This is a genomic window from Methanosarcina sp. DH1, from assembly GCF_020804205.1.
In the GTDB taxonomy this organism is placed as follows: Archaea; Halobacteriota; Methanosarcinia; order Methanosarcinales; family Methanosarcinaceae; genus Methanosarcina; species Methanosarcina vacuolata.
Genome location: NZ_WJBJ01000008.1, coordinates 46,526 through 69,145, shown reverse-complemented (window position 1 = coordinate 69,145; position 22,620 = coordinate 46,526). Strand labels below are relative to the sequence as shown.

The window sequence follows — 22,620 nt, the reverse complement described above, 5'->3', positions numbered from 1 at the left end:
AGGAACAAWAACAGAAAGGGTAGATGCTCGTGTAAAATCACCTTGAATATTTGAGGCTATTTCAAGGGCTTTTTGCATAAATTCTTCTTTTCTTTGGCCATCAAAATGAGGAACAAGAACAGAAAGTGCCTCTACTCTGTCAGAATCATCTTGAATATTTGAGGCTATTTCAAGGGCTTTTTGCATAAATTCTGTTTTTCTTTGGCCATCAAAATGAGGAACAAGAGCAGAAAGTGCCTCTGCTCTGCCAGAATCATCTTGAATATTTGAGACTATTTTAAGGGCTTTTTCCATCACTTCTTCTTTTCTTTGGCCATCAAAATGAGGAACAAGAACAGAAAGGGCAGATGCTCGTTTAAAATCATCTTGAATACTTGAGGCTATTTCAAGGGCTTTTTGCATAAATTCTTCTTTTCTTTGGCCATCAAAATGAGGAACAAGAACAGAAAGGACATGTGCTATGTAATAACCATCTTGAATATTTGAGGCAATTTCAAGGGTTTTTTCTATCACTTCTTCTTTTCTTTGGCCATCCAAATGAGGAACAAAAGCAGAAAGGGTAGATGCTCTGTCATAATCATCTTGAATATTTGAGGCTATTTCAAGAGCTTTTTCAACGACTTCTTCTTTTTTTAGAGATCCATCATTTATTGCTTTAGATATCAAAAGTAATTTAGTTATTTTTCTATGAAAATCAGGTTCCTTTTGTGCATATATGAACACTTTAGTTTCACTCCATTTTTTAGTCTCAAGAAGTGAAACTAGTAGTTCTGTAGGAATATTAGACGACAAACTGTTTATTGAAGTGTATATAAGAGCATAACGAATTTCCAGTCCAATGAAAGAAGTTTTATTGCCTTGTTCTATTTGGTGCTCTGAATTTTTTTCGGATAAATTCCAGGCTCGCATAAGATCTTCAATAAAAACTGCATTTAGTTCTAGGGATTCAAGGACTTCATACCATCCATTTTTTCCGTTTTCGGTTTCTTCAATTAATAAATTATGAATATCTTCAATCTGCCCTGCTTTTTCCATATGCCAGGTCAGATGACTGTGGATATAGGCATCATCTTCTAATGTATGCCATAAACCCACTTTCTGCGTTTTTGATTGATAACGGTTTAATAAAGAAGCATGGGCTTCATTAAGCGTTAATCCTAAGCCCGGAAGTTCTGTGCTATTTCCCACAGCAGGGGAACGTGTCAAATAATGACAGGCAATATCATGAAAAAGGTCATGTATACGGTACGTTTTTAGTTTTTCGTTCCCCAATTGAATTATTGAATCTTGTGTAAGCAGACCTTCTTCCCATAGAAATTCCAGCACATCTCCAGCTTCTTCTTTATCTATGCCCCAAAGAGTGGAAGCCATTTTTTCATTCACTTTAATGTCTTCAGGCAGAACCCCAAGCCATATAAAATTTAAAAAAGCTTCTTCATTATAGGACCTGAGAGCTTTCAAACTTAAATTTAAAGATGCCTCCAGCCCTTCTTCTCCTTTTCCTAATATTCGTGGACTTAAAACACTAAGACGAGCAATTTCTTCTTCAAGCGCTTCGTGTATCTTGATCCAGGAATAGTCCCTTTTTCTCCTTTTAGCTGCCAGGTTTAAAGCTAATGGAAGGTAACCAACATCTTTGGCGACTTTAAAGGCATCCTCTTTTTCATTTTCGTTCCAGGAATCTTTCAGGACTTTGGCAAATAACTCTAAAGATTGCTCTTCTGTCATTAAATTCAAAGAATAACATTTTGCACCTAAATCATCGGCTATGTAAGCTTTTCTTGTTGTTATTATAGTCTGGCAGTTGGACCCGCCTACCAAAAAAGGTTTTACATCCCTTGAGTTCCAGGCATCATCTACTACTAAAAGAATGTGTTTTTCGTAAAGCAGTGTTATCAAATGATTCGATGCTGTTTCTACCGTTGTATGATTAGATTGATAATCTCCAAGTTCCTTTATCCAGCCGTTTAGCAAAGAGAGTTTATCAGGTTCCTGACCAAGAGTAACCCAGAGTATTCCATTTGAAAAATAACCTTGAACCTCTTTATCATGAGCTATAATCTTAGCAAGGGTTGTTTTTCCAATGCCCCCCAGTCCCTGAATTGCAGTAATAGCAAGTATCCCTTGCGAATTGCTACCATTGAGGAGATGGCTTTTAATCTCTTGCATTACAGGGAGTTCTACAAAAGATTCTGTTAATGCTGGGACTTGAATGGGTGCTATATGGAAAGGCTCTGGAACTGGATTTCTAACTGGGTTTCTATTATTAATTTCCCAATTGTGAACAGCTGAGCCTACAACGCTGGCAAGCTCATCGGGTGTATTAAAAAAGCTAACCTCTTTTTCATCAGACAATTCGTTCCTTAAAGCCTCAATATTCTCTTGATCTTCACCTTTATCAATAAGATTACGTGGCCAAGGAGCATTTTCACGTAGTAAAAATATTAAGCAATGTTTTCCTGTTTCGACTGCTTTTCTATACTCAAGTTCTGTAATGGATTTATCATATCCTTTAGGCACAAAACCGTATCGCCAAGCAAAAATACCTATGTATAGATCGCAAGAGGCAACATCTTCCAGGCATTTGTCAACTGGTCTTTTGTCTTCTGCAACATAATATTCCATTGCTATATCTTCATGGCTCATTTGCTTCAAAGTGACTCTGACCTTTTCACGGCATTCCTCAAGATCCTTAAAAGTAGAAGACACATATATACGAGCCATTTTATCCACCAGTTTCAACTAATTATCCAAAGCTTATCGCTAAGTATTTTTCAGCCCACTGCTGAAGTCCTCTGATCTTTTTATATTGTCACGATAGGTATACTTATGAATATATAAACATGCTCAAGCGCCAGGCGAAAAATTAAGAAAAAACTATTTCGTAAAGCCTGAAAGAACGCAAAATATAACTTCGCACGGTCTGGAGTTTTAGAGGGATTGCACTCTCCTTATAACTACTTTATGTTTAACCAAAAAAGTAAGTATGCGGTTTTGTAGATAGAAGTGATCGTATTTTCTCTTTACTTATATAAAAAGTTGAGATGCACTGCAATAGGCATCTTCACAGAAGATTTAACTTATATTCTCATTTCCATTTTAATTCACGAAGCCGTTTAAAAGTTAATATCAGAAATATAATAGCTATTATAATAATAACCGCAATTATTATTTCACTGACTCCTATTATCAACCTTAATCCCCCTTACTTTTACCCGTTTTAAATTAAAATTATGCTGCTTTCAATTATTATATTCTTCCACCCCTATATACTGTTTCTTCTATTCCTTCCTAACCCATATAGATAAGTAAAAGAGTTTCATAACCATCGCTCAATAGTGTGTTTTTACGATATTAGGCGGTCATTCGGTTCAACTGCGCATGTCTTAACCTATTTTCATCGGGTTAGAGAATCTAAACCTGTTGTAGAAAAGGATTTCTAGCACTGATTTTCTTGAATGAAAAAGACTTATCGCTTATGGTCATATCCTTTCTATAAGCTCAAAACCTGTTAAACCGAATGAAACTGAACGGAACTGAATGTTTATAATTGGGGGATAAACAATGGCAGAAACAACCGATCAGAACAAACCTATGATCTGGAAAGAACTCGTACTTGGATTTGCTGTCGTTGAATCGTGTATATATCACTCGATTCGTACAATACCTATTGTAACTGCGAGTAATGCCGAAGAAGTGCTTTTTACGGATAACCTTACCAGACTTACGAAACTGGAAGTTGACGAAACTGTAAAAGGAGTCCTTCCGGTCCCGTTCCCAACATATGAGGTAACAGGGTCCATGTCAGTTGAAGGTGAAGAATTCAGTGAGGTGCTTCTTTTAGGATATGAGTATCCCGGGGTAGAGTCTCCGGATTGGATAGAAATTCTTAAAAGAGAGGTCGAAAATCCAAGAAGATGTGTATGAAATTAGGACATTAGATTATTCGCGTATCGATTCTACTCAAAAGGTAGATTCTAAAAAGCAAACTTTGACTTACTGTATAAGCCCTTGATATAAAAATCAGTCACACTGATTGATTTAAGTCAATCAGTGTAGAAGTTTTTAGAATCACTTCTTCTGCTATAAACCTAATAAGGGGAATTTCCATCTTTAGTTGCCTGTCGTGTATAAACGGCATACAAATGAATTTATTTCCTTTTTTACTGTGAACAATAGAATTTCTTACTTTATAAATTCTTTCGGCTATTTTTGATACTGTTTCTTTTGGACTAGCATTAAAATCTACAACATGTTTTCCTAAAAATGGTACTGGTTGGCTATAATAGTCGAGTAGGGTTGAATCGTATCTGGATACCTGGGTTTTCAAAGCATCAATATCTATGTATTCCTTCAAAGTAAGTCTTAAAGATTCTAATTCATCGTAATTATACTCTAAATCTCTCTTTTTGAGACTTTTTTCTATTATTTTTATAAGTTCAGATACATTTTCTGTTTTGTTATAGGAAAAACTTGGATCAGTTATTTTGTTTTTTATAGAATCGATAAGGTTTTTGCTATAGACTTCCTCAAAGGAATATTCTAATATGTGGTAAAATGCAAGAAACTGAAGATGCGGATTTTCAGTAGATATTGCAGTCTCGTAGTGATAGACTAAATCTGAAACATAAGTTCTTTTTGGGCAGTCAATTTCATTGAAAGATAATTTTCCCTCTGTTAACTTCTGAATAGAAGGAAATAAGTCATCTACAGATAGTTTTTTTGATAAAGGAATATTTAAATTATATGTGATATTAAATATATAAGCATCACTTAATTTACTAAACGTATTGTAATCTAAAGGCTCTTTTGAACTAAGTTGTAGTGTTACAATTCTTTCTTGGAAAAGTCTCATCCATTCAATTAAGTTCTTTGGTAGTGTCTTTTTCTCACGACAAACAAATAGCTCAATCCAAGACAGACCAATTAACAGATTAATAAATTTTTTTCTGTTTTCCATATTCATTACTTTATATATTGAAACTAAGAACAATTCCGATAAATGAGCTAGTTTGTAAGTTAATTTATTATAGCCATCCACCTTTTCACTATTAAATACATCGTTAACAATTTTATTTTTTTCTCGGTCGTTCACTTTCAGATCAAAATTAATTAACGATTCAAAAAAGTAGTCATTGAAAATTATAGTTTCTCCTTCTGCTGATGTAGAAATCAAAGTCGAAAACAGTTGATCGATGTATTCTTTGCTTACAGAAGAACACTCTACTGAATCTGAGGTAAAAAGAATACGATCACTAGGTACTTCTATCTTTATCTCTTCTTCAGTGATGTGTGCATACTTCCGAGAATAACCTTGAAAATAATTTGCTATACTTTCTTTTAAATCTAAAAAAAATGACTCACTATCTTCCAATTTAGTCCTCCAAATACAAATTACCAAGCTTTTTATTCTCATTAGTCAAAAAGATTTTGAAATTTTTGTATGTTTGAATCTTATGCCAGACTTATGTCAATTAGTCAGCATTCCGGCATGAAAGATGTTAATTTCCCATCTGGAGGAAGTCTATCTTCTGTAAAAATTAGTTAATTACTAATATAGAAACCCTCATAGGATAAAAATTAGAGACTGATAGAACCATGGCCAGGGAAATTAGGATACTCCACACTGCAGACACGCATCTGGGATACAGGCAATATCATAGCGAGGTCCGGAGAAACGATTTTTTTGCAGCTTTCGAACTTGTTGTAAATGATGCGGTTGAGATGCAGGTCGATGCCGTAGTGCATGCGGGAGACCTTTTTGATTCAAGGAACCCGACCCTTGAAGACCTCCTTGATACAATAAATCTCCTGTCCAGGCTAAAGGCGGCTGACATACCTTTTTTAGGAATTGTAGGGAACCATGAGAGCAAGCAGAATACCCAGTGGCTCGACCTTTTTGAGGAAATGGGACTTGCGGCAAGGCTCGGAAAAAAACCTCTAATGGTAGGTAATGCAGCCATCTACGGGATCGACAGTGTCCCGAAATCAAAAATTCCTATATTCGACTATTCAGGGTTTGAGACGCCGGACTCTCCTGACATTTCCAGCTCTTCTACTTCTTCCACTGCTTCTACTTCTTCAAACCCTTCCGCTTCTTCAAACCCTTCCACTTCTTCCATTTCGTCCACGTCTTCAACTCCTCCCAACCCATCTACTCCTTCCGCCTCTTCTGCCTCTTCTACTTTATCCAGCCCTTCTACTCCTTCCATCTCTTCTATCCCTTCTATCCCTTTCTTCCCTGCGGAAAACGGCTGGAAACTGCTTGTGATGCACCAGATTATGAATCCATTTCCATATGCGGAATGGGACTGTGATGAGGTGCTTGAAAACCTTCCTTTCAAGGTTGATGCAGTTCTTCTTGGCGACTACCATGAACATTCAATACTCAAAAATAAAACCGGTGAAACCTGGATTACTTACCCTGGCAGTACGGAACGGAACAGTCTGTCCGAAAAAGAAGCTCGTTCCTATAATATTATCACGCTTTCCGAAAAAGGACTTGAAATTAGCAAACGCACGATTCCAACCCGGAGATTCCTTTCCATCCGAGTAGATTTGAAAGAGGAAGATAAGCCCTATGAACAGATATTTTCTAAAGTAGATGAATATCTGGAAGATATCCCTGAATCCGTGACATTTCTGGAAATTTTCGGGGATTCGGGGGCAGTCCTGTCACAGAGCGAACTTGAGGAATACCTGCTTAAAAAAGGAGCTCTGGTGTCAAACTTTATAGACCGGAGGGCAAAAGAGTCCTTCCCGGAGGAAGTCTTAACGGTAACATTTTCTGATCCTGACCATGCCGTTGCAAGCGAGATCCGGAAAATGAACTTAAATGACGGCGGGCTGATTATTGATGAAATTGTCCGGAGCACTGATATCTCAAAGTCAAGGGTAGACGAAGAAACCGAGGACCGCCTATCGAAACTTATTGAAGCTAAAGCTATGGACTTCAAAAACCCTGATTTCAGGATAGAGATTCCCGCCAATTCTTCCAGTCCCGATGATTATGCTGACATTGCCAGCGCTGCAAGTTCTGCCATCACTCCCAAACTTCTGGAATTTGAAGAAATAAACCCTGATACTGTAGGAGAGGCTGGGTTTGTTGGTAAAAACCGGTTCGAGGGAATAGTTTCCGACAAGCTCGAAATTACTGAACTTTCAGGAATTCTGAGGACTTCAGACCGAATTAAGAATGCTGAAAAAAATGGTACTAAAAAGAGTACTGAGACATCAAAGAGCATTGAGACATCAAAGAGTACTGAGACATCAAAGGGCATTGAGACATCAAAGGGTATTGAGACATCAAAGGGTATTGAGACATCAAAGGGTATTGAGACATCAAAGGGCATTGAGACATCAAAGAGCATTGAGACATCAAAAAGTAATGAGATTTCAGCCGTGAGTCCCGATAGTTCCGAATTACCAGCATCAAACTCTCAGTGTTCATCTGATTTGGAGCTTTTGAAGCTGCCTGATTCAAAATCAACAGAGCCGGACAGTAAACATGTAGTGCCGCCCAAATCGGATATTTCGCAGGAAACTTCCAGGACTTCAGGAAAAACTCAAGAGGCTGAAACCGAGTTCAGGACAGACAAAGATAGCGAACCTGAAATTCAAGCTGAAAGTAAACCCGAAATTCAAGCCGAAAATAAACCTGAAATTAAACCTAAAAGCCGAGCCGAAAATAAACCTAAAGTTAAATCTGAAAGTAAAGCTGAAACCGAACTTGAAAGTGAACCTGAAGTTAAATCTGAAAGTAAAAATGAAACCGAACTTGAAAGTGAATCTGAAATTAAACCTGAGATTAAATCTGAAATTAAATCTGAAGGTAAATCGGAAGGTAAATCTAAACGTCGAGCCGAAAGTAATCTTGAAAATGAACCTCAAAATAACCCGGAAAGTGAATTTCCTGAAAGTAAACCTGAGAAGAAGAGTAGAAAGCGTTCTGACCCCGGGGTTAAAGGCAAACCTGTAAAGGAAAAAACAGACAAAGCTAAAAAGCTGCCTGAAGAGGAACCTGCCATGGCTACAGAGCTAAGTGAAAAAACGGGGACAGCCGGACCAAAAAAAGGAAGGAGAAAGGCTGCTGTACCTCGACAGTATAACCTTGGTGATTACCTGTGAAACTCAAAAACCTGCATATTGAAAACATCCGGAGTTATAAAAAACTGGATTTTACATTTGAAGATGGAGTTACAGTCATTTCCGGGGTGAACGGGAGCGGGAAGTCCAGCCTGCTTGAAGCATGTTTTATGGGGCTTTTTGGGAGCAAAATTCTTTCAAAGGACTTTGTGCTTGCAGATGTAATCTTCAAAGGGGCTGAAAATGCGAAAATAAACCTGGGTTTTGAGCATTTAGGGCAGGACTACCTTATAGAACAGGCTTTCAGGTATTCTTCTAAAAGTGAGAACGCTTCGAATTCGAAATGCGTGCTCTATTCCGACGGGGAAAGTATTGTCGATCAGGCTACACGGACTTACGAAGAGGTCTGTTCTCTTCTGAATATGGACGAAGATGCATACAGGAACTGTGCTTATATCAGGCAGGGCGAAATTGATGTACTCATTAATGCAAAACCAAAAGACAGACAGCGAATGATCGACGGCCTGCTGCAGCTCGGAAAGCTCGAAGAATACAGGGAAAGAGCAGGAAGCGCAAAAACGGCTGTAAAAAGGCTTCAAAGGGACACGGGTAACAGCCTTTCGAGCGTAAAATCTGAAATTGAGGGAATTGAAAGTACAGAACCGCATGCCGTTTTGAATGGGCTCAGGCAGAAGATAAAGGAAAACGATGCTATCTTAAAAAAATTTAATGAAAATAAAGAAGTTGCAGCCGCCCAGAAAGAAAAACTCGACCTTATGATCACAGAGCACAGGGAACGTCTCCAGGAAATCCAGGCTCTGAAGCAGGCCCTGGCTAAATCTCAGGAAGACAAGGCTGGCTGTATCCGGGAAAAAGAAAACCTCGCAGGAGAATCCCGTGAACAAAGGCAAGCTCTGCTCAGACTGGAAGAAGAAAATAATCTTATTCGAGAAAAATGCGGTTTTGGAGATCTTGAAATTGAGGCTCTGAGCCTGCAGCAGGAAAAAGAGGAATTTCTTGCCAGAGAAAAGGTAAACGCAATCTCAAAAGAACTTGCTCTTCTACTCAGGGAAGAAGAGGTTCACACTCAGGCTCTGCACGACCTTGAAAACGAAAAGGCTGAGACCGAACAGACTTTGATCCAGTGCAGGGAGGATATCGGGTCTACAAACCGGGAAATTGAAGGAAACCGGAAAAATATACTGAGAATCGAGGATGAGAATAAAAAGTTAAAAGAAACTGCAAAAGAGACTACAGGCTTCACGGACACTTATGAGATTCCTTTATTTATAAATGAGCTCGAAGAAAAAGAAAGCCTTCTGCGTGAGCGAAAAAATGAAGCCTCGACAAAACTTGCACTTGCTTTCAAAGAAAAAGAAACCGGAGACATAAATCTTCTCACACTCGATAAGGAACTTCAAAATGCCAGGGTCGCAGTTCGGAAAAGTAAAACAGAGATTGAAATTCTTGAAGAGGATCTCAGGGAAAATGAAAAGGCAGTTCTGGAAGTCCAGGAGCAAAAATCCGAAGCTTCTGCAGGGTTAAAGGGGCTTGGCTTTACCGGAGAACAGCTAGAGGACCTGGAGTACCTCAGTGAACTTCTGCTGGAAAACAAAAACAGATTGCATGGGCGGGAAAAAGAGCTTGAAGCTACTCTCAGGGAACTTGATAAAGTTATCCGTAAAAACCGGCAGCTGCTTGCCGAAGGAAAATGCCCTACATGCGGGCAGGATCTTAAAGGCTCTGAAATCGCATGCACAACCGGGGAATCCGAACAGAAGAGAGAAAAGCTTGCAGCGGAACTTCTCGATATAAAGCTCCAGCAGGCCGAAGTCGAGAAAAAACTCAATCGGCTTAAGGATGCAAAAAAGCTGGAGAAGCGGATTTCGGATTACGACCTGGAAACCGAAAGACTCAAAAATAAGGCAAAAGACCTGCAAGAAAGGATAGAGATCCACAAAACCCGAACCGAGGAAGATTCCCTTAAACTTGAAGGCCTTAATAAACAAAAGGAAGAACTTGAGACCAAGATGGGTAAGCTTCTTCCTGACATTAAAGCCCTGCAGGGATGGGAGGCAGCGGCTCAAAAAGCCCATGGTGAGAGTGAAAGAGTACTTCGAGAGGCAAAAGCCTTTGAGAAAAAGCTTGCCGAAAACACCTCTGAAAGAGAAAGCCTGAACGGGAAAATCAGGACTTCCCTGGCACTGATCGAAAATTACGGGCAGAGGCTTGAAGAGCTCAATGAGAAACTAAAAGGGCTTGCTGAGAGGGAGACTCAGGAAAAGGAAAAACTCAAAACCCTGGAAGTTGAGCTTGAAACCCTGCGGAAAAAAGAAGCCGCGGTAAAAGAAACCTATGAAGAGAGTGCAAAGCGTCTCTTGAAGACAAAAAAACTCGGGGCAAACCTGATCCAGATGGATAACGTTAAGCACAAAATCTCCGAGCTTGAAGCTTCAATCAGGAACCTTGCCGAAAAAGTCGGCTTCTTTGACAGGGAAATCCTTGAAAGAAACGAAAGGGTAAAACAGCTTGACGGAAAGCTGCAGGGGAGCAGGTTTGAAGATCTTCAGTCACAGCGTGCCCAGCTTGAAGAGTATCAGGCAAACCTTACTGAAAAAATCCGGCAAATCACGGCTGCCAAAGATGCGCTCTTAAAAGAAGTCGGTATGGTCGAGAATAGTCTAAAACGTCGCAATGAGCTGAAAGAAGAACTCAAAGCTCTTGAGAACAGGCAGCAATACCTCGAAGCCGTATATAGCAACGCCGAGGAGCTTGAGAGCATGTATATGCGCGTTCGGGCTGATATGCGGACAAAAAACATAGGAGCTCTTTCTACCCTTTTGAATGAAATGTTCAGCTTTATGTACACAAATAATGCCTATTCCCATATCGAACTTGACCCGGAATATAACCTGACGGTTTACAGAAAAGACGGCACTCCCCTTGAACCAAAACTCCTTAGCGGGGGAGAACGTGCAATCTTTAACCTCGTCCTGCGCTGTGCGATCTACAGGCTTCTTGCCATGGGTTTTGGTGGAGATAGAGCAGACGGGCTCCCCCCCATGATCCTTGACGAGCCTACGGTTTTCCTGGACCGCGGGCATATAAACCAGCTTTTGAAACTCATAGACATGATGCGCGGCATAGGTGTAGGCCAGATTATTGTGGTATCCCATGATGAATCCCTAATAGATTCGGCAGACCACGTCTTCCAGGTAGAAAAAGACCCTATTACCAATATGTCGTCTATTGCAAAACTTTAATAAAACCGTTGCGCCGGTTTATCACGCCGATAGGGTTTGGGGCCAAGTTTCTTAAACTCAACAAATATTGCTTGGGTTTTCGCTCAAGCCTTTTTTGAAAAGGCGTGCGGGCAAGCAGTTTTTTGAAAAGGCTTGCGATTCACCAGTATACAAGATAATTAAATAGCTCGTCAATATCCTCTTGATATTCTTCAAAAAAGCTGTAGTTCTTTACAAGATAGCCCTCGGCAGGGAGATCTTCGAGATACCCGTACCAGTAGACAACCATACCTTCCCCGAAAATCTCTGCATATTCCCGAAATTGTTTCTTTGAATAATGTTCATGTTCGAACTCGTCTCCAAAAAGCGCTTTGCTTTCAATCCAGTTGACCATAAGATTGTCTATACATACAGGATTTTCCAGGACAAAATCAGGAGTCTTGCCTTCTCCCTTGGCCCGAATGTCTGCTTCGGTGCAATACGAAATTTCTCTATCATCGAGCCATTTCTGGATAAGTGCTTCTCCCATCTCTCCTTTCTTACACTGCATCTCATGGGCATGAGGCGAAAAGAAGTGATCGACATCAAGAGCTTTTTTAACTTCCTTTTGAAGACGGCGGTTTTCGATTAAATCCACATTTTTGAAGAGCCAGTTTATACTTTTCTTGGAAATTTGACAATTTTTCATAATAAGGGATGCCATAAGGGTTGGAGGAAAGCCTGTGTATTCCGCAAGGTCAAGAATAGTGCGTCCCTGTTTCCATTTTAAAAAAAGTTCAGTTTCTCTTGAATAAACTTTCCTGTGTTTGAACCGAGTCTTTTTCACGACTTTCTGATTGAGAATTGTTGCAAGCACACCTACGGGTTTGGAATATTCCTCCGAAAGTCGAAAAACATCTTTAAAGTCATGCAGTGAGCTGTAGATTGTCTGGTATGTCTGGCGGTCCATCCTGAATCATCATATCCTTTTTTGTTTCCTTCCCGAGCATGCAACATAAGTTAAGCAGCATAAGTTAAGCAACATAAGTTAAGCAACATAAGTTAAGCAGCATAAGTTAAGCAACATAAGTTAAGCAGCATTAGTTAAGCATCATAAGTTAAGCATCATAAGTTAAGCATCATAAGTTAAGCAGCATAGTTAAACGGCACAAAAAATGAGAATCTTAAGATATCAAAATTCTCTCTCAGACGTAAGTTGATTTCCTCATAATTCCTTCTATATTCATGGATTATAATCATTCAACATCTTTAAACCCAATGTCTTAAAACCATGAACAATCGGTTTCATAAAGGAATCAAGCAAATTCACTTCAGGAACGCCGGAGTAAAGATAATAATTTTTTTCTTCAAGGGTAAGAACCCCTTTCCGGAACTTCTGCCTGTATGTCTGAGCTATTTCTTTGAGCTGGGGGGCGGTTAACTGCCAAGCCTTTTCAAAAAAGGCTTGAGCGAAAATTACTGCTAAATCTAAAACGCTATGACAGCGTGATCACAAGCCTTTTCAAAAAAGGCTTGAGCGAAAATTACTGCTAAATCTAAAACGCTATGACAGCGTGATTAACTGGCGCAACGGTTGTGGGTCAACGGTTGTGGGTCAACGGTTGTGGATCGACGGTTGTGGGTCAACGGTTGAGCGAAAAACAGCCATTTTCGGGCTGAAAACGGTTAACTCCAGAAATCATCTTCGGAAGTATCAGGAAGGTCTATCTCCATCGCTTTATCAAGCTTTTTGCGTTTTTCCCTGTTTTCAGGGGACTTTTCTGCTTTTTCTTCTCTCCCTGGCGGGCAAAAGGTATCTTTTTTATCGGCATCAGAAAGTGCAAAGATTGTAGTATGCTTATCTCTTGAAATGACTTTTTCCGGGGCCTTTGACTTTTCATGTACTTTTGGCTGATTGTTTGCATATATAACCGAATTCTGTTCAGCCAGCTCAGTTTTCAATCCGGGTTCCAGCCTTATAGAGACTTTCTCAGTATCGCTTGGAGCATATCTTTGCCTTTCTTCAGGTTTTTCCTCAGGTTTTTCCTCAGGCTTCAGGTCAGGATTCTTTACAGTTGTGTCCTGGAAGTACCGGCTCTTAGAAGTATTCCTTTCATTTCTTTCAACAGGTTTTTCCTGAGGTCTTTTTGTGAGCCTTGAAGGGGTCCAGTCTCCTTTATTAGAGACATTATTTCTCTTAGAAAGCGGCTGCCGCCCTAGTTTTCGGAAAGTGTCTTCAGCATAGGTATCCCTGTTACGGTCAGCTTTTCCGGATTTAATTTTACTTGTTATACTGTAGCCTATAAGGCAGGTGGGTTCTCTTGTTCTCCATTCAAGGCAGAAGAGGTGACACTCCCGCCCTTTACATGTCTGACTTTCATCAAGTGGACAGACTTCTGGAAGAGTCATAGTACTAAAAACAACAGAACATAAAAAATAGTTAACGGTAATAAAATTAAACTATTTTAATCAGAGTCCCTTAAGGGCATCTGCAATAAGGGGAGCAACGCTCAGCCTGCTCTCTGCTCTTTCAAGGGTGTCGGTTCCGAGAATATCCTTTACGCCCGCATTGAAGAGCCTTAAAGCTGCGTTCCTTGCAAGTACTGGATGTACACAGGCAATGTAAACATCTGCAGCTCCCTGAGATCTGAGCATTTTGATAGATTCAGCCATTGTCCCGCCTGTTGCAATCATATCGTCTACAAGGACAACATTCCTGCCTGTTACATCGAGATTCTTTGTCTTGATTACAACTGTGTCCCCGCTGAGCCTTGTTTTCTCCAGGTGATCGTAATCAAAACCCAGACCTAACGAGACGCGCTTTACAAGCCCTTCAGCTCCCGAATCCGGAGCAAGCAGAAGTGGATTTTCCAGGTTAAGCCCTGCAATATAGTCCCCGACAAGTTTAGCTGCGTCAAGGTTTTCCGCAGAGCCAGGGAAATGTTCAAGCACACTTTTTTCGTGGATGTTTATCGTAAAGACACGGTCAGCCCTTATACAGCGGGCAATTGCACGGGCACTTATCGGCTCTCCGGGCTTGAATTTCTTATCCTGTCTGGCATATCCCATGTAAGGGATCACGACATTGAGTTCTTTTGCTCCTTCACAGGCATCGATAAGCTGGAGCAAGGAAACAAGATCAGAATCAGTGGGCGTACTCTGAATAAGGGTTACACGCTCGTTTTCGATATCTTCTGCGATTCGAAGATAAAGTTCCCCATCAGGAAATCGATTAAACTCGGAAAGTACAGGCTCTATCCCTAAAGCCCGGGCAGTGCGGCTGGCAAGTAATTGTGATGCTGGTCCACCTATGATCTTCAAGATATATACCTCAGTCTGCGGTCTTGATATATCCCATCCTTTAAAAAGCTTATTTTTTATGGGCTCACCCTGGGCCTTATCCTTTGAGCTTTTCGAGCACCCTAATATTTTGTATTGAAGTATTTGGATAATTTCCACTGTCGTCTTTTTCCACTGATTTGACCATATCCCAGATCGTCAGCAGTGCTGCCGAAACCCCTGTGAGGGCTTCCATCTCAACTCCCGTTTTCCCGACAGTCCGGACTTTTACCTCTGCTGAAATCATCCCTTTGCCGATCTCAAAATCCACATCTATGGCAGTTATAGGGATCTGATGGCACATTGGGATTATTTCAGGGGTCTTTTTAATCGCAAGCAAGGCAGCAACCCGTGCAGTTGCAAGCACATTGCCTTTTTCCACGTTTCCGGTTTGGATCTTCTCTATAGTCTCCTCGGAAAGTATAATTTCCCCTGCAGCCCGCGCCAATCTCGGAACTTCACGTTTTTCGCTGATATCTACCATATGCGCTCTGCCGGACTTAATATGAGTAAATTGCTTTTCCACAAAATCACCACGTTTTTCGTACATATATAACCTTGATTTCTCTGGTTTGAGACAACCTGGATTTTAATTCCCTTTTTATGGAATTTCAGTACTTATTTTTGAAATTAAATCTCTTTTTTGTCATTTTTGGTATTTCAACGCCTTTTTAACATTCTAATGTTTTCCTGACATTCTGATGTTTTCCTGACATTTTATGCTTTTTTGGCACTTCAACACATATTTTCTCGGATCAGTCTATTCTGATTTGCTTTCTTTGGGAATAGTCTTCAATTACTTTATCCAGCTCTTCTCTCAGTTCTCTGGCTTCTTCAAGGTTGAGTTTTATGACCTGTTCGTCTTCCCCATGAAAAATCGTAACTCTTATCCGGTTTCTTTCTATTTTCAGCTCGATTTTTCTTTCAGTTTCATGTACCATACTAATTGCCTCCCCATTAGCAAATTTACAATATTTTACACTTACTTTACTCAATCTCTGATACTCAATCTCTGATACTTAATCTCTGCTACTCAATCTCTGCTACTCAATCTCTTACACTCAATCTCTTACACTCAATCTCTTACACTCAATCTTCTTTTTTACCCTATCTCAGCCGCTTTAATTATTTCAGGAATTTTCTCCAGAACATCCGTTGCAAGCAGCCCGTTTCCTGCTTTTTCAAAAGCCAGATCACCGGCTGCCCCGTTGATATGTGCAGAACAGGCTGCCGCGAGGAATGCGGGATTTCTGGAAAAAAGAGATCCTGTAAGCCCTGCAAGGACATCTCCTGTGCCTCCCACGGTCATGCCCGGGTTTCCTGTCCTGTTTAGCATGGTCTGCTTTCCGTCCGAGATAATATCGATTTTTCCTTTGAGAAGTGTTACAACCCCTTTTTCCTCCGAAAACTCCCTGACGGCTTTAATACGGGATTCCATGTCCTCAGGAGTTTCCACATTTCTCAGGCGGGCAAATTCTCCTGCATGTGGAGTTACTATCAGTTCGCAGTTGCCTGCAAGGCTTTCAAAAATAGCGCCTGAGAGAGCTGAGAGGGCATCGGCATCAAGAACTGCTTTCCTGCAAAAGGGCAGTATTTTTCGGACGGCTTCCAGGGTTTCTGTCGCTCTTCCGAGCCCCATCCCCATCACAACTACATCATGGGAATTTATAAGGTCCATAAGGATTGAAAGATCTTCAGGGCAGAGGACATTTGAAGAGAGTTTTCGGACGATAAGGTTTGGAGAATATGATGCTACTATTTCGGCTACAGGTCCTGGAACTGCTACAGTTACAAGGTCTGCTCCAGCTTTAAGGGCTGAAAGGGACGCAAGGGCCGGAGCTCCTGAATATGGGCCTCCTCCTATAACAAGGATTTTTCCGGAATCACCTTTGTGTTCCCCTGACTCTCGCCTGTGCAGCATCATAAGGTCTCCGGGACCAACATACTGTTCGGCGTCGGCACAGATTCCGATGTCTGCAACCTTTATCATGCCAGTGTATTCTTTTGCCTTCTCGCTCAAAAGCCCTGTCTTCATGTGGTGAAAAGTGACTGTAAACTCTGCATGCACGGCTTTTTCAAAATCTCCACCATCAGGGTCAAGTCCTGAGGGTATGTCAACCGAAATTACGGTTTTTCCGGCTTTTCCTTCCCGGTTTATAAAGTCGATAGCCTTTGATTCAGGTTCTCTGAGCTTTCCTCTTATTCCGGTTCCGAATACCGCGTCTACGAGTAGATCGGCTTCCTGAAACCATTTAGAAGCCGCAGCTTCAAGCTGGCTTGAGTCCGTTATTTCTAGAACATCAACACGGCTGAACTTCAAGAGGGAAAAGTTATGGAAAGCTTCTTCCGTTCCTATGTCCCTGGCTTTTCCCAGCAGGATTACCTTTACAGTGTATCCTGAAGAGCCTGCAAGATGTCTGGCTGCGACAAATGCATCTCCCCCGTTGTTTCCCCGGCCTGCGAGAAGAAGTACCATGCCACTCTCAAGCTTTTCCCGTATGTGCTGTGCAATAACAGCCCCCGCATTTTCCATTAACTGGACGGGTAAAAGCCCAAGACATTCGCAATTTCGGTCTATCGCTTTCATCCTCAAAGAATTAATGCACTTCATAACTATTACCTGCCGGATTATCTCATGTGATCTTCTGTTACCCATTTAATCCTTCATATCTTTCTGCAAGCCTGAACTATCTGACTCATATGGACTCGCTGGCTCATAGATTGTAGTAGATTCCAAGCTCATTGATTGTAGTGGATTCTCTGGCTCATAGATTGGAGTAAATTCTCTGGCTTATAGATTGTAGTAGATTCTCTGGCTCATAAATTATAGTAGATACTCTAGCTCATAGATTGGAGTAGAAATTTTTATATATCTCCAGAGCAATTGAGGGAATTTATTTCTTATATTTCTACACCGAGGAAAACCTATTTGATGTTATTAAGTATATATGTTACATTCCAATATAACATAATATACCGGAATTTATACCGGAATTTTTGAATTTCCCATAAAAAGCATATTATTTCTTAAAGAGTACGATATATAAAATGCAGTTTCATAAGAGTGTCTAATCAGCAAGAAAAACAGTCCAAAAACTACAGTTAGCCTTACAGTTATAGTCACGCCTGTAATTGTTGCAACAAAAAACTTCATTGTACCTTATTGGGCAGTTGCATTATTTAGCCTCGTGACTATAACTAACTGTAGTAAAATGTGAATAGGCAGGATTCTGATCAAATGTTTGCTTTCCTTTACATGTGTCTGGACTTATATAAAACAGGGAGGACTATTTTTGCTTAACTTATCAAAAGATGCGGATAGCAATCTTAAAAGTACAGTCAAACCCAGATACCTTGTTCTGGGCAGTGGAAGTGTTGGTTTTGCGCTTGCAAAAGAGCTCAGGGAAAGCAATAAGCTCGTGATTATTGTAGATAAAGACGAAGCTAAGGTCGAGACTCTCAGGGAAGAGGGCTTTGAAGCGATTGTAGGCGATATTTCCGACCCTGAGCTTGTCGATAAGATTGACCTTAAAAATGTTGTTGTTATACTTTTCCTGACTTCCAATAATGAGGCTAACAGAAAGGGGATTGAGAATTTCAAAAAAGCAGTTAACCCTGATGTTCAGCTATTTTCCCGAGCTTCAGATATTATCAATAAGGAAAAAATGGAAGACCTTGGGGCAGATTATGTCTTTATGCCTTCCAAGCTTGTTGCAAGTTCCCTTTCCCGTTCTCTTGAGAGAGCCGAATCTGTCCACAGAGGTAACAGGCTTGCGCGGTGGCTGAAGGGAATAAGAGACAAAAAACTAGCTATAGTAATCCACGATAACCCTGACCCTGATGCCATTTCGAGCGGACTGGCCCTGAAAGAAATTGCAAAGAGTATCGGGGTTGAAGCAAACATCCTCTACCATGGCCGAATCGGTCATCAGGAAAATAAAGCCTTTGTAAACCTGCTAGGTATCGACCTCGGTAAGATGGAAGAGAACGGCCTCAAAGGCTTCGATGAAATCGCCCTGATAGACTGCTCCATTCCAGGAGTTAACAATATGGTTCCCCCAAACTCGTTTGTGGGCATTGTAATTGACCATCACCCTCCAGGAGAAACCGAGATAAAGGCTGAGTACATAGATATCCGGCCTAACTTCGGAGCAACGGCTACTATAATGACAAAGTACCTGCAGCAGCTTAATATCAATATATCCAAGACTCTGGCAACAGCCCTGCTCTACGGAATCCGGACTGATACCCAGGACTTCAAGCGGAAGACCGACCCTGCTGATCTATCAGCCGCTTCATACCTTTACCCCCTTTCAAACCACGGAATCCTGGACCAGCTTGAGCAGCCTTCGATGGCCACTGAAACCCTTGAGGTGCTTGGGGAAGCCATAAGAAACCGGCAGGTAATGGGAAGTTACCTTCTCTCGAATGTAGGGAACATAAGGGACAGGGATACGCTTCCGCAAGCTGCAGATTATCTCTTAAGCCTTGAAGGGATCTCTACAACCGTAGTCTTTGGAGTAACTGAAGACCGCATATACATCTCCGGAAGAAGCAATGATATCAGAATTAACCTCGGCGAAGTTATGCGCCAGGCTTTCGGCGAAGATGCAGGTGGACATGCAAACGCAGCAGGAGCCCAGATTCCCCTTGGAGTTTTCAGCGCTACAAAAGACCGGCAGACGTTACTCAGGCTGGTTAATGAAGCCGTAGTGAAAAGGTTCCTGAGCGCCGTAGGAGTCGAAAGTGCTGGAGAATGAAAACTTCAAGATTTTCAGTGCAGCCCCATTACTAAAGTTGTCTTCCCAAAATATTGAGTAAAGCCGATTTGAAAAACAATAAAAAGAAGAGGAAAAAGAGAATGAAAAGATTTCTTTTTCTCTTTTCGTATTCTAAAAGATTTTAATTTCTGTTTTCATTTTAAAAATCCGGCTCAGAAGTTCCTCATTTTGAGTCCGGGATTTTCACCTCTATCTTGTTTCCTTTAAGGACATCGTCTTCCGTTACCTGGATCTCTGAAACGGTTGTATTTCTTCCTGCATTCAGGGAATAGGTCGATAGAGCACTAACTCCATCTGCATTGTTTTCGGTCGAGTAAGGTACGGTTATTTCAAATGAACCATTTTTATCCGACATTACTTCATTCTGATATGTGAATTTTCGGCCTGTATTTGAGCTTAGCTCAAGGGTCGCAGTAATGTTTTGCCCTGGGTCTGCAGTACCTGAAAGCCTGGCTCCGGGGACAAACTCGAATATCTTTACGTCACTAACTGTGTCATTATCATCCACAGATGCAGTACTTTCATGGGCAAGCCTCAGGTTTCCGAGGTTTGACCCGTCAAGTTGATGAAGTTTGTATACTTCGGTCTCTGTGAATTCCTTTTTAGCAGTTGCAATCGTTTGAAGCCCGCCATTTACGTTGACGGTTTGAACATTTACATACTTGCTTATGTTCTCGCCTGCAAGCTTAACAATAGACCCAAATTTGCCGCCTGCCATCAGATTGTCGGTCATTACATACTTTACTTTAAGCTTTTCTATGATTGCCTTTGCTTCTTCCTCGGAGTCCGTTGTGAAGAAATGTGCAGAATCGTCTACGCCGGTCTGGAAGTTATTTGAAACTGCAGGCCTTTGAGCCTGGTAAACAATCCAGTTTCCGTAGTCCCACCAGCTCAAAACCCCATATTCGGGAGTTCCGGAAGGATCAAGGTAGTCAGAAGTTTCAGGGCTCGAAGCTCCAAGCCAGGTGAGAGAGTCCTTCCATACAGGGTCAATCAAGCCTTGATCTTTTGCAAAGGCAAATCCTGCCAATATGCAGGGTATAAACACAAGCCCTATAAGTACCAGGGATGAGAAAATTTTGAAATAGTCCGGTTGAGAATTCTGTTTTGAACCTGAAAGATTATTAATTTTCGATTTTGATTTTATTTTTGACTTTGTTTCTTTTTCTGCTTTTTTTGACTTTGTTTCTTTTTCTGCCCTTTTTGACTTTGTTTCCATTTCTGCCTTAGATGTAATCATTGCATTATTTCCGTGAATCGGAACAGATTTTGCCAGTTTTTTTACTTCAGTCTCAAAGTCAAAGGAGTCCAGTAAAACCCAGAGGAAATATGATGTAAGGATTGAAACGTTTACTGCAAACAGATATGAGAAACGCCTCTGAGAGAGTGTTAAATATGCGAAAAAGACCGACCATAATAGGAAAAATACTCCTTCAGACTTTGATTTTTCTCCGATCCACTCAAGGCCGAGCAGGAATAATCCTCCCAGAGCGGTAATGAAACAAAGCCCAAGACTTCCCAATATTGGCGAAAAAGTAAGTGTTCCATCTGTAGTTAAAAATATTGGCAGGGCTTCGGCAATCGTGCTTATGTATTCACCTTTTCCGAGGAAGAAACTCATTCCTTCAATCACAAAAGAATAAGATTCGGCAGATAAAATTTTAAGGGACAGAAGACCTGCTACAGAGATCAGTATTAGGGCAGCTGGATAGTATTTCCAGTCAAGACCTTTTTTCGAGATATATAAGGAAAAGACCCAGAGGATTAAGGTTCCGGCTAGCATGCTGAATACATAGAATACCTGGAACCAGGAAAGATACATTGCACTCATTTCCAGGCCTGGACGCAAGGACCCTGCTGAGAGTGGAATTGTAAAGATAAGCGTTGCAAGAAGGGCTACGGTAGAGCATATAAGAAGATAGTCGGAGTTTTTCTCAGCCTTAAGATCGATTATGGTCTGTATGAATGCGTAAAGTAAAATAAAGCTTACAAAGACAAGGGCACCTATCCATGTGTAAATCAGAAGTGCAAAGAATAGTCCGGATGCTCCTGCGAAAGCTAGCGATTTAATTAGCTTCTTTTCAGAAGAGATAGTTTTAAGAGAGGCCAGGGAAAGAGAGCCTTCTCTTGCCCATTTTAAAGCAAGTATGAAGCATGCATAAGCTGATGTTGAGAGGAGGGTTTCTGCTACGTGATGGTCAACTGCTCCAAACCGTGATACGTAAACATGGGCGGGAATCACTGCAAAAACTAAGGCTCCAAGAAGTGCGGTTTTTCGGTCAAATATCGCAGCAGCTGCTATATACAGTGGAATTATTGTCAGGACTCCCAGAAGCACTGGCAGCAAGGCTCCTGCAAATTCTGTGGTATACAAACTAGGGTTGCCTACTCCAAGGATTTTTGCAAGCAGCGCACCTAAAAAGTCAAAAAAAGGCGGCCATCCAACTTCAAACCCCGCAGGATAATTAATATAAGTATCGAAATTAAGGGGATGTGGAAAATTGAAAGTTGTATATAAAATGCGCCGCATATGGTAGAAACTATCATATCCCATAAGATTTATGCTTCCGTTTGCAGTAGCGGCGGAATATGAGATCATGCGCATGAGAAAAGCAACCAATGCAACTGCAATCAAAGAAATAATACTGAATTTTAACCTATGAGCGGGCCGTTTTGCCACCGGACATCCCATGCCTTTGTTCGTAGTAATCATCTCTTTTAGTTTTTTAACTCTTAAATTCATCGCACTTTTGAATTCATTTCGCTCTTGAATTCATCTCGCCCCTGAATTCATTTCGCTCTTGAATTCATTTAACTCTTGAATTCATTTAACTCTTGAATTCATTTAACTCTTGAATTCATTTAACTCTTGAATATCTTAATCTTTGATAGTAGTTGAATTTATATAATAACTTTAAGGTTGTTTTGACTCAGTACCAAAATCTAGTGATGAATGTAAAATTCAAAATCATTGGACCTTGTAATTCGTCACAATCCTTATGATACGACTTAAGAATTGAAGTCTTTAGATATCGAATATTGGTTTTGATGATCACTGGATTCTTCTTGCGAATTCAGATTTTCAATCCAAAAATGCAAAAATCACTAGATTTTGGAACAGAATCCATCTGGGAAGTATTATATATATCTAATGAACCATCTCATCTGGAAAGTATCGTATGTCTTTACTGTTG

The 22,620-nt window shown here is 40.7% G+C and carries 12 protein-coding genes and 1 pseudogene; 4 read left to right on the top strand and 9 right to left on the bottom strand.

Annotation, left to right across the window (positions count from 1 at the left end; translation table 11 throughout):
- Window positions 1-2,724: NB-ARC domain-containing protein (locus FXW07_RS04805; RefSeq protein ID WP_229394457.1), on the bottom strand; the 2,724-nt coding region annotated here is incomplete at its 3' end.
- An 840-nt stretch (window positions 2,725-3,564) separates the two neighbouring features.
- Between FXW07_RS04805 and FXW07_RS04800 the strand changes: the two genes are divergently transcribed.
- Window positions 3,565-3,927 carry a hypothetical protein gene (locus FXW07_RS04800; RefSeq protein ID WP_229394456.1) on the top strand — a complete coding sequence of 121 codons (363 nt, stop codon included), beginning with the start codon at window positions 3,565-3,567 and terminating at the stop codon, window positions 3,925-3,927.
- 100 nt (window positions 3,928-4,027) lie between these two features.
- On the opposite strand, the gene FXW07_RS04795 is transcribed toward FXW07_RS04800, so the two are convergent.
- On the bottom strand, window positions 4,028-5,374 hold the full coding sequence (locus FXW07_RS04795; RefSeq protein WP_229394455.1) for a hypothetical protein: 1,347 nt from the start codon (window positions 5,372-5,374) through the stop codon (window positions 4,028-4,030).
- 224 nt (window positions 5,375-5,598) lie between these two features.
- On the opposite strand from FXW07_RS04795, the pseudogene FXW07_RS04790 reads away from it, so the two are divergent.
- Window positions 5,599-6,036, top strand: a pseudogene (locus tag FXW07_RS04790) (exonuclease SbcCD subunit D); the annotation flags it as partial.
- Between the two features lie 2,087 nt (window positions 6,037-8,123).
- Window positions 8,124-11,348 (top strand): DNA double-strand break repair ATPase Rad50, encoded by a 3,225-nt coding sequence (locus FXW07_RS04785; RefSeq protein ID WP_229394454.1) that lies wholly within the window; start codon window positions 8,124-8,126, stop codon window positions 11,346-11,348.
- A 139-nt stretch (window positions 11,349-11,487) separates the two neighbouring features.
- Here the strand turns inward: FXW07_RS04785 and FXW07_RS04780 are convergent, their stop codons facing one another.
- From FXW07_RS04780 to FXW07_RS04755, 6 genes are all read right to left on the bottom strand, one after another.
- The gene (locus FXW07_RS04780) at window positions 11,488-12,276 is read right to left on the bottom strand and encodes a C15orf41 family protein (RefSeq protein ID WP_048157652.1); all 789 of its coding nucleotides are present in this window, start codon (window positions 12,274-12,276) and stop codon (window positions 11,488-11,490) included.
- A 716-nt stretch (window positions 12,277-12,992) separates the two neighbouring features.
- Complete coding sequence (locus FXW07_RS04775) at window positions 12,993-13,715, bottom strand: hypothetical protein (RefSeq protein ID WP_229394453.1); 723 nt, start codon at window positions 13,713-13,715, stop codon at window positions 12,993-12,995.
- Window positions 13,716-13,775: 60 nt separating this feature from the next.
- Window positions 13,776-14,627 (bottom strand): ribose-phosphate diphosphokinase, encoded by an 852-nt coding sequence (locus FXW07_RS04770; RefSeq protein WP_229394452.1) that lies wholly within the window; start codon window positions 14,625-14,627, stop codon window positions 13,776-13,778.
- A gap of 76 nt (window positions 14,628-14,703) precedes the next feature.
- Window positions 14,704-15,171, bottom strand: a complete 468-nt coding sequence (gene moaC / locus FXW07_RS04765; RefSeq protein WP_048124228.1) for a cyclic pyranopterin monophosphate synthase MoaC — start codon at window positions 15,169-15,171, stop codon at window positions 14,704-14,706.
- 229 nt (window positions 15,172-15,400) lie between these two features.
- Complete coding sequence (locus tag FXW07_RS04760) at window positions 15,401-15,586, bottom strand: hypothetical protein (protein WP_048157659.1); 186 nt, start codon at window positions 15,584-15,586, stop codon at window positions 15,401-15,403.
- Window positions 15,587-15,747: 161 nt separating this feature from the next.
- Window positions 15,748-17,256, bottom strand: coding sequence for an NAD(P)H-hydrate dehydratase (locus FXW07_RS04755; protein ID WP_229394460.1), 1,509 nt, complete (start codon window positions 17,254-17,256; stop codon window positions 15,748-15,750).
- Window positions 17,257-17,938: 682 nt separating this feature from the next.
- On the opposite strand from FXW07_RS04755, the gene FXW07_RS04750 reads away from it, so the two are divergent.
- A complete protein-coding gene (locus tag FXW07_RS04750; protein WP_229394451.1) occupies window positions 17,939-19,405 on the top strand; it encodes a DHH family phosphoesterase in 1,467 nt (488 codons plus the stop codon).
- Between the two features lie 184 nt (window positions 19,406-19,589).
- Here FXW07_RS04750 and FXW07_RS04745 read toward each other — a convergent pair whose 3' ends face one another.
- Window positions 19,590-22,139 (bottom strand): oligosaccharyl transferase, archaeosortase A system-associated, encoded by a 2,550-nt coding sequence (locus FXW07_RS04745; RefSeq protein WP_229394450.1) that lies wholly within the window; start codon window positions 22,137-22,139, stop codon window positions 19,590-19,592.
- Window positions 22,140-22,620 lie beyond the last annotated feature (481 nt).

Coding starts and splice junctions, on each gene's coding strand:
- FXW07_RS04800 (WP_229394456.1), top strand. CDS start 3,565: ATGGCAGAAACAACCGATCAGAACAAACCTATGATCTGGAAAGAACTC.
- FXW07_RS04780 (WP_048157652.1), bottom strand. CDS start 12,276: ATGGACCGCCAGACATACCAGACAATCTACAGCTCACTGCATGACTTT.
- FXW07_RS04775 (WP_229394453.1), bottom strand. CDS start 13,715: ATGACTCTTCCAGAAGTCTGTCCACTTGATGAAAGTCAGACATGTAAA.
- FXW07_RS04760 (WP_048157659.1), bottom strand. CDS start 15,586: ATGGTACATGAAACTGAAAGAAAAATCGAGCTGAAAATAGAAAGAAAC.
- FXW07_RS04755 (WP_229394460.1), bottom strand. CDS start 17,256: ATGAAGTGCATTAATTCTTTGAGGATGAAAGCGATAGACCGAAATTGC.
- FXW07_RS04745 (WP_229394450.1), bottom strand. CDS start 22,139: ATGATTACTACGAACAAAGGCATGGGATGTCCGGTGGCAAAACGGCCC.